The organism is Hyella patelloides LEGE 07179 (genome assembly GCF_900659865.1).
Classification (GTDB): domain Bacteria; phylum Cyanobacteriota; class Cyanobacteriia; order Cyanobacteriales; family Xenococcaceae; genus Hyella; species Hyella patelloides.
Map to the genome: position 1 here is coordinate 1 of NZ_LR214059.1, position 8,623 is coordinate 8,623.

Consider the following 8,623-nt stretch of genomic DNA (forward strand, 5'->3'; position numbering starts at 1 on the left):
TGAGAGTGTAACCGTTGAAACTGTTCCCGAAACGACCCCAGTATTACCTTTATTAGGATTTGGTTTAGTAAGCTTACTTTTTAATTACAAGCCCCATAAATTGTCAAGCTAATTTTGCTAAAAAAAATTAAGAACCAAAGCTTAAGAGTCGCCATTTTTACTTAAACAGGGCTTTGGTTTTTTGGCTTTTATTAATAAAAAAAGAGCCTCTACAAATGAGACTCTCTTCAGTAAGTTCTTTGAATCAAATAGTTATCAAAATAGCATCAAGTATTCATGGTATTGATAACTTTCATAGATTTAGCAATCTGCAAAAGCAGTTAAAATGCGATCGCCTAATGGTTCAAAAATAACTTCTAACTCTTCGATCTGATTAACAACCGCCTATTTTGCCCCTTATCGTAATTTGAACTAGTTATTTGGGAATAATATAAATAGTATAAAAGTAATATATGCGATCGAGTTACCCGAATGTCCCATCAGGTGTTCTATAAGGAGATTGAAATCCTCTTGGCAGAAAATCGTAAGCTCAAACGACAACTTCAAGAAGTTAGAGAAAGAGAAGAGCGATTTCGTCAAATAGCGGACAATGTCCAAGAAGTATTTTTTATGATTTCTGCTGAAACTGATAAAATATTATACATTAGTCCTGCTTACGAAGAAGTTTGGGGAAGAAGTTGCGAAAGCTTGTATGAAGACCCCGAATCTTGGCTAATGGCAATTCATCCAGAAGATTCGGGTAAAGCCTTAGCTACTTTAGAAACTAAATTTAGGACAGGAGACGAATTTGAAGAAGACTACCGCATTATTCGACCTGATGGTTCAATTTGTTGGGTGTCGGTGCGAGCTTTTCCTGTGAGAAATTCCCAAGGAAAATTCAATCGTTTTGTTGGTATCGCAGAAGATATTACGCAAAAAAAACTAGCTGAAGAAGCAATCCGAAAAAGTGAAGAACAATTTCGCTTAACTTTTGAAAGCGCACCTATTGGAATGGCAATTACCACTCTTGAGGGTCAAATCAAAAGAGTTAATCAGTCTTTATGCGAAGCCTTAAACTATACCGAAACAGAATTACTCAAATTAAGCTTTACTGATATTAGTCACCCCGAAGATCTAGAATTACATCTAAGTTTAGAAAAAAAACTGGCTCACGGAGAAGAATCAGATTTTCAAATAGAAAAACGTTATATCTCCAAAAATGGTCGTCCTGTTGATACTTTACTAAAAGTAGTAATGGTTCGTGACCATAACGGCAAACCACTCCATTTTAATAATCAAATTGTAGATATTACCGAGCGCAAAAAAATGGAGCAACAATTACTCCATGACGCTTTACACGATACTCTTACAGGCTTACCCAATCGTGCCTTATTTATGGATCGTTTGGAACAAGAACTAAAACGAACAAAAACCCAAAGTAGCTATTTATTTGCTGTTTTATTCCTCGATTTAGATCGCTTTAAATTAGTCAATGATAGTATGGGTCACTTGGTAGGAGATAAATTATTAGTAGAAATTGCTCGTCGTCTAGAAAATTGTGTGCGTCCAACAGATACGGTGGCTCGCTTGGGAGGAGATGAGTTTACAATTTTGCTAGAAAATATTTCTGATGTAGAAGTTGCTACTTTAGTAGCTGAAAAAATTTATAATTCTTTGACTATTCCTTTTGCTCTGGAAAATTACGAACTGTTTACCACTGCTAGTATTGGAATTGCTTTTTCTTCTCAGGGATACGACAAACCAGAAGATATTCTTCGAGATGCCGACTTAACCATGTATAGTGCCAAAGAACGAGGTAAAGCTCGATATGAAGTATTCGACCGCTCTATGCATACCCGTGCCATCAAGCGTTTACATATCGAAAACGATCTCCGAAGGGGTATCGAAAGGAAAGAATTTGCAGTTTATTATCAACCCATTACCTCTTTAAGCACGGGTAAAATTTCGGGTTTTGAAGCTTTAGCGAGATGGCATCATCCCGAACGTGGTTTTGTCTCTCCTGGGGAATTTATTCCCATCGCCGAAGAAACAGAATTAATTATTCCTTTAGGTAATTGGCTGCTAGAAGAAGCCTGTCAACAACTACGTAAGTGGCAAATCAAGTATCCCGAATATTCTCCCATTAAAGTGAGTGTCAACCTCTCAGGTAAACAGCTACGAGAACCTACCTTAATTCAACAAATCGATTGCATTTTAGCTAAAACCCAGCTACCCCCTAACTCTCTCAAGCTAGAAATTACGGAAAGTATCTTAATGGAAAACTTGGAAACAGCCACCCAAACTTTACTAGATTTGCGTCAAAAAAAGATACAACTCAGCATTGATGATTTTGGCACTGGTTATTCTTCTCTCTCTTATTTGCATCGTTTTCCTGTAGACACCTTAAAAATAGACCGCTCATTTATTAGTGAAATGAAATCAGGGCAGGAAAATTCTGCTATTGTCAAAGCGATCATTACTTTAGCCCATATGCTTAATATGGATGTTATTGCAGAAGGCATTGAAAATATGGCTCAGTTAGAGCAACTTAAAATACTCAAATGCGAACACGGACAGGGTTACTTTTTCTCTAGACCTCTCAGCCGAGAAGAAGCCGAAAAATTAATTGCATCTTCTCCTCAATGGTAATTCTATTCAGGAACTAAGAATGAGGACCGCCCATCAAAACGGCTCAAGCTTACTGACCAACAGTCACGTGCCGTCGTGTCTTGACGAGCATTCCCTTGCGCGACGCGCGATGCCAATCACGGACTTCCTTCGGTCGCGCGATGCGTAGCGAGTCCTTTAGGGTCTTACGAAGTGGCTGTCTTTTGAGGTTACCTCAAAAGCTTGTACGCCATGTCCGACGCGGGGTCTCGTCGCTTTTAAGGCGGAGTAACGGTGACTTGCTCCTCTGGAATTCTGCTTTAATCCCCCTTGTCGCTCACAGGCAAAATTGCGATCTTCCCAAGCTTCTAAATCAACACCACTGAGACGATAAACCTCAGAACAATGAGGCTTGATAATTTGACTCAAAAACGCCCAAATCACACTGCGAGTTAAATCGACCCCAGTTTTAGCCCATGATTCGTGATTCCCAGGAACACCTTTTTCTGGTGCAACTATGAGATCGACCCAAATACCGTGAGAGCCTAAAAGAATTTTCGCTAACCACTTAGCCCTCGCAATATGTGTTCCTGAAGTAATCAACTTAACCTTCTGAACTTGCCAATTTTCCAGAATTGGTACACCAAACATAAAATTAGTAAAAGTAGAACGAGAGCAAATTTCTAACCAAACATTATTCATTGGTGATTTTGCTCGCTGAAAGACCCATACAATACAAGGGTCTGGAGAACCGCGAGTGATCAGGATGGGGATTTTAGGGTTTTGTTGCGCTAATTTAGCTGCGTAGATTTCTCGGCTAATGCTACCGCCTAAAACTAAAACACCATCCACAGGAGATTTAGCATTACGAGGTAGTTTGATTACTAAATTAAAAGCTAGATGAAGACCCAATAAGGCTAAACAAAAAACCATTAAAATAATTAGCGATCGCCATATTAATTTATATTTTCTTCCCCCATTAAACCCAAACTGTATTTTCATTTAATTTCGGAAAACCGTATTGTGTTCCTCGTTTCTACTGTCATAAAATAAGTAACAATTAAATCGATAACAGATTAATTGTTCGAGATTCATTTATTTTTAAACAAATCGTATGGGATTCTTTGATTCAGAAGTCGTACAACAAGAAGCTAAGCAGTTATTTGAAGACTACCAATCATTGATGCAACTGGGTAGCGAATACGGAAAGTTTGACCGTGAAGGAAAAAAACTTTTTATCGAGCGCATGGAAGAACTGATGGGACGCTATCGTATCTTTATGAAGCGTTTTGAATTATCAGAAGATTTCATGGCGCAAATGACAGTACAACAACTCAAAACTCAGTTGGGTCAATTTGGTGTTACTCCACAACAAATGTTCGATCAAATGAATCAAACCCTTGAAAGAATGAAAAAAGAAATCAAAGAATAAAATTAAGATTCATTCTTTCATTATTACTTAAGGACGGGGAAACTTGGAAGGGGCAGGAAAGTATTTTACAGGTTTATCTTCAAGAGCTTTTAACATGAAAGAACGCCAAACTGGAGCAGCGTGAACTCCTCCAGTAACCCCTTTCCCGATACTTTTATAATCATCATTGCCTACCCACACCGCAGTAGCTAACTGAGGGACATAACCCACAAACCAAATATCTCTCTCCGAAGAAGTTGTACCAGTTTTTCCTGCTGCTGTGCGACCAATATTAGCATTTTTTCCTGTTCCTTCTGCAATAACTCCTTTAAGAACGCTAGTCAAATTAGCTGTTGCCCAAGGGTCTAAAATTTGTTGTGGTTTGGGCTGATTATCTAGCAAAACATTGCCTTTACTGTCACCTACTTGCAAAATTAAGGTGGGGTCAGAATGCCAGCCATTACTAGCAAAAGTCGCATAAGCTCCTGCCATTTCTAAAGGAGTTACCCCAATAGAACCCAAAGGCAAAGAAATTACTGGTTGTAAAGGGCTTTTAATTCCCAGGGCACGACAAATTTCAATAATTCTTTCTAATCCTACAGATCTACCAATTTTTACCGCAGGAATATTACGAGATTGAATCAGGGAAGCCCTCAAAGACATCTTACCTGCAAAATCTTTTTTTCCTCCATAATTTTGTGGGCGATACCATCCAGAAGGAACTCTATATTTTACTGGAGCATCATTAATAGCGGTATCGGGTGTATATTTACCGCTAGCAAAAGCCACATAATAAGCAAAAGGTTTAAAGGACGAGCCTGGTTGTCTACGAGACTTCATTGCTCGATTAAATTGGCTCTGATCGTGACTCACACCACCCACTAAAGCTTTAACAAAGTGAGTTCTGGGGTCTACTGCTGCCAACGCAATTTGATCTGCTCTTAAACCCTGTCCAAGTAAGCGTTTATGGCTATCTTTCACCGATTTCTCGGCCATTTTTTGAAAATAAAGATCGATAGTCGTTTGGACTCTCATTCCTCCTTGAAGAACTTTTTCTCTGCTAAAACGTTCTTCTAATTCTGCCACTACCGCTTCAGTAATAAAAGGCAATTTACTGGTACGCCAAGCGGTGGGCTTTCCTAACAACAAGGGTTCTTTTTTGGTTTTGGCGACTTCTTCTGCTGTTATCCAGCCCAAAACCCCCATTCGCTCAATAACAGCACCCTGTCTTCTTTTAGTTGCTTCATAATTTAAGAAAGGACTGTACTGTTCTGGTGCTTGAATTAAGCCAGCCATCATTGCTGCTTCAGATAAATTTAACTCTGCTGCACTCTTATTAAAATAAGTTTCGGCTGCGGTTTGCACACCATAGTTATTATGACCCCAATAAATATTATTGAGATACATCTCTAAAATTTCATCTTTGGTAAAAACTTGTTCTACCCGAATCGCTAAAATTGCTTCTGCTAATTTACGGGTTAAAGTGCGCTCAGTGGTCAAAAATAAGTTCTTGACCAGTTGCATGGTAATAGTAGATGCACCCTCTGATACCCCACCTTTTTGATAATTTGCCCACACTGCACGTCCGATACTATAAGGATTAATTCCTCTGTGTTGGTAAAAATCACTATCTTCTACCGCAATAACGGCTCGCTTTAATTCAGGAGAAATTTGTTCTAAGGTGAGAATTTCTCGATTGGCTTCACCATGAAGGCTTGTCAATAGCCTACCTTTAACATCATAAATATAGTTGGTTTCTGAAGGTGCATAGTTACGTAAAACCCTGACATCAGGAAGATTGCGAAAACTAATAGCTAAACCCACTAATCCACCAGCTACAATAGCACTGCCAATCATAGTGATACCTAGCACTGTACCACTAGCTGCTTTGAGAACTCCTAAAGAAAAACTAAATAGCGGATTTGGTTTAGTAGGCAATGAGGTTTTTTTTCCTAGAGTTTTAGACGACACGGTGGTATTACTTCCTCCAAAGATTGGTAGCAATGTCAAGTATGAGCAATCTAAGAAACTAATATAACTAATTCAATTGACGAAGTGTATTTTAAATCAATCTATTTCTAATTTATTTCCATAACATAGTTACTCATTTTTTGGACACAATTAAGCAAATCTTGGTTTCCAATGGCTCCAAAGCACTTGATACTTAACTTTGAAAATACCAAGAATTAGACTGCTGTTCTAATTCGGCAAAAAAGTTTGCTTTAAAAAATAATTATGCTATTATTGGTTGATAAGGGCGATTAGCTCAGCGGTAGAGCGCCTGCCTTACAAGCAGGACGTCACTGGTTCAAATCCAGTATCGCCCATTCTCTTATGCGCATTTATACACTGGACTTTTCACTAGTGACATCATTCTCGTAAGGCGACCTTACACTCAAAATACACTCACTTACCTATTATTCCCATATAGGCAAATGGTTAAAAAAGAGTAATTTGAGATACATCATAAAAACTTGATTTAAACTTGTCTTTTCTGTAAAGTAAAAAAAGACCAGGCACTATACAATACCTAGTCTACGTCGTCAAATCCAATATTTACCCTGATTTATTAGCTAGCTACTCAGTTAATAACCAAACAAACTCTCAAAAAGCTTGATTTAAAGTCAGTGTATCGAAAAATTATTTTCAATCAGTCAGGCGATCGCGCTCCGCGAGGCACTGCGCGATCGCTTTGTTTTGTAGCATTTGTCGGAAAGTAATAAGTTATAATTATACTACAGAGAAAATTTTTCAATAATTTATTCTAGAGGAAGGTTGCTTAAGAGAATATGGGAAAGGTTTCTCAAAGTGCAGAAAGAAAACTGGGACTTATATTAGGATAAGCTTCCCTACTGTAAAAGTTTGAAGTCGATCGGAGAAAAGTCGAGGACTAAAAATGAAGTTTCGTTTATCGCGTTTCGTTGCTTACTTAATTTCTGTCACCATTATTGTTTTCTTCATTTCAACTATATTGAACCCTGCTGTTTTAAGTTCTTCACAAATACAAGATATTGAGATTGTTGCTGAATTTTCCTCAGAACATCCTCCTGGAAATATTGCTATTACCCCCCAGGGAAGATTGATTATGAGTCAGCATCAGTTTTTTGGTGCGCCGTTGCGGGTAGTTGAAGTAATGGATAATGGGAGCGTTGTCGCTTTTCCTAATGAGGCTTGGAGTAGCGAACCAAATTCCAATGGGGTAGGATTGCATACAGTTTTAGGCTTGCGCTCCGATGAAAATGGTGTTGTCTGGATGCTCGATCGGGCGAAGCCTGCCAGCGAAGCCGATCCCAGTTCGGGAAATGGGCAACCTGGTAAAATTGTGGCTTGGGATACGATAAATAACGAATTATACCAAGTTATCTACATTCCACAGCCAATTATTAAGGATAGCCCTTTTTTAAACGATCTTGCTGTAGATTTAGAACATAATGCAATTTACATTACCGATACTGCTGGGGGCAATGATTCAGCTTTGATTGTGGTTGATCTTAATACAGGATTTTCCCGTAGGGTATTAGAAGGAGATCGATCGACACGCCCTGAAGATATCGCAATGGTAATAGACGATCGCACTATTACTTTAGCAGGAGAACCAGCTAAAATTGGCGTGAATCCCATTACAGTCGATCCTGATAACCAGTGGGTTTACTATGCACCTATGAGTGGTACATCTTTATATCGTATTGCCACAGCAGACTTATTGGATGAATCTTTATCCTCTGAAGAGTTATCGAGTAAGGTACAACGCTACGGCGATAAGCCAATTTGTGACGGAATTACCGTAGATGGTGCGGGTAATGTTTATATTACTTCAATTACTGATAATGCGATTGGTGTTGTCGAGCCAAGCGGTAACTATCGCACCCTCTATCAAGATGATAATCTACTAAGGTGGACTGATGGGATGGCATTTAGTAAGGATAATTATGTTTACGTTACCCTCAATCAACTGCACAATTCTCCCCCACTGAATAATGATGAAAATGCTGCTCAACCTCCCTTTTATTTAGTTAGATTCCCTGCATTAGCATCAGGCAAAGTAGGTAGATAAATTTGATTTTTCTTGAACTTTCTCTAAGAGCGATCGCCAATTCTGAAACCAAAAAACTAAGTTGATTACAAAAGTTATTTTTTGAGCAAGAAAAGTAGCTCTAAATGTGTAATTATGATACTTTTATGTAGTATTGTTTTGCCTTATAAACAATTAAATAATTATTCTCAAAAATCAATAACTAAACGCTAATAATATAATCTATAATCAAAATCAAATTAATATGAATAGAGGAATAAAAATAGTTATAATTCTCGTGATTATTGCAATTCTTCTCATAGCTGCACCAATGATTAACGCGAGAATATTATCGGATAAACATCTATCCTTAGCAAAAGAGAATCAATGCATACTTGAGAATGGTGATGAGTTAATATTTAGTTCTCGAACTCCAGAATATAAATGTCAGGAAAATCCTCAGTTAGAAGAACAACTAAATTCATACCTAAATCAAGTTGACAATTGGTTTTTTATTTGGATAATATCTGTGTTTGTATTGATGCCGATTCTGATATTAATAATCTTTATATACTGTATATATCGATTGGGTAAATGGATATTAAGACAAAAAA

Annotated in this window: 7 protein-coding genes and 1 tRNA gene; 6 read left to right on the forward strand and 2 right to left on the reverse strand. The window is 37.9% G+C overall.

The genetic code is table 11. The features are described 5' to 3' along the window. Positions 1-215: 215 nt before the first annotated feature. Positions 216-353, forward strand: a complete 138-nt coding sequence (locus H1P_RS36645) for a hypothetical protein (protein ID WP_186376190.1) — start codon at positions 216-218, stop codon at positions 351-353. 157 nt (positions 354-510) lie between these two features. After that, positions 511-2,628: a bifunctional diguanylate cyclase/phosphodiesterase gene (locus tag H1P_RS28295; RefSeq protein WP_246141990.1), complete on the forward strand. Its 2,118-nt coding sequence runs from the start codon at positions 511-513 to the stop codon at positions 2,626-2,628. 156 nt (positions 2,629-2,784) lie between these two features. On the opposite strand, the gene H1P_RS28300 is transcribed toward H1P_RS28295, so the two are convergent. Further along, the gene (locus H1P_RS28300) at positions 2,785-3,588 is read right to left on the reverse strand and encodes a YdcF family protein (RefSeq protein ID WP_144874029.1); all 804 of its coding nucleotides are present in this window, start codon (positions 3,586-3,588) and stop codon (positions 2,785-2,787) included. A gap of 112 nt (positions 3,589-3,700) precedes the next feature. Between H1P_RS28300 and H1P_RS28305 the strand changes: the two genes are divergently transcribed. Beyond that, positions 3,701-4,018 (forward strand): DUF1825 family protein, encoded by a 318-nt coding sequence (locus H1P_RS28305; protein ID WP_144874031.1) that lies wholly within the window; start codon positions 3,701-3,703, stop codon positions 4,016-4,018. A gap of 27 nt (positions 4,019-4,045) precedes the next feature. Here H1P_RS28305 and H1P_RS28310 read toward each other — a convergent pair whose 3' ends face one another. Further along, positions 4,046-5,968, reverse strand: coding sequence for a transglycosylase domain-containing protein (locus H1P_RS28310; RefSeq protein WP_246141991.1), 1,923 nt, complete (start codon positions 5,966-5,968; stop codon positions 4,046-4,048). Positions 5,969-6,252: 284 nt separating this feature from the next. On the opposite strand from H1P_RS28310, the gene H1P_RS28315 reads away from it, so the two are divergent. The 3 genes from H1P_RS28315 to H1P_RS37815 form a co-directional block, all read left to right on the forward strand. Continuing rightward, positions 6,253-6,324: transfer RNA gene (locus H1P_RS28315), tRNA-Val, on the forward strand. A 569-nt stretch (positions 6,325-6,893) separates the two neighbouring features. Beyond that, positions 6,894-8,051: an L-dopachrome tautomerase-related protein gene (locus H1P_RS28320; RefSeq protein ID WP_144874033.1), complete on the forward strand. Its 1,158-nt coding sequence runs from the start codon at positions 6,894-6,896 to the stop codon at positions 8,049-8,051. Positions 8,052-8,274: 223 nt separating this feature from the next. Then, positions 8,275-8,623: hypothetical protein (locus tag H1P_RS37815; protein ID WP_222427289.1), on the forward strand; the 349-nt coding region annotated here is incomplete at its 3' end.

Coding starts and splice junctions, on each gene's coding strand:
- H1P_RS28300 (WP_144874029.1), bottom strand. CDS start 3,588: ATGAAAATACAGTTTGGGTTTAATGGGGGAAGAAAATATAAATTAATA.
- H1P_RS28320 (WP_144874033.1), top strand. CDS start 6,894: ATGAAGTTTCGTTTATCGCGTTTCGTTGCTTACTTAATTTCTGTCACC.
- H1P_RS36645 (WP_186376190.1), top strand. CDS start 216: ATGAGACTCTCTTCAGTAAGTTCTTTGAATCAAATAGTTATCAAAATA.
- H1P_RS28305 (WP_144874031.1), top strand. CDS start 3,701: ATGGGATTCTTTGATTCAGAAGTCGTACAACAAGAAGCTAAGCAGTTA.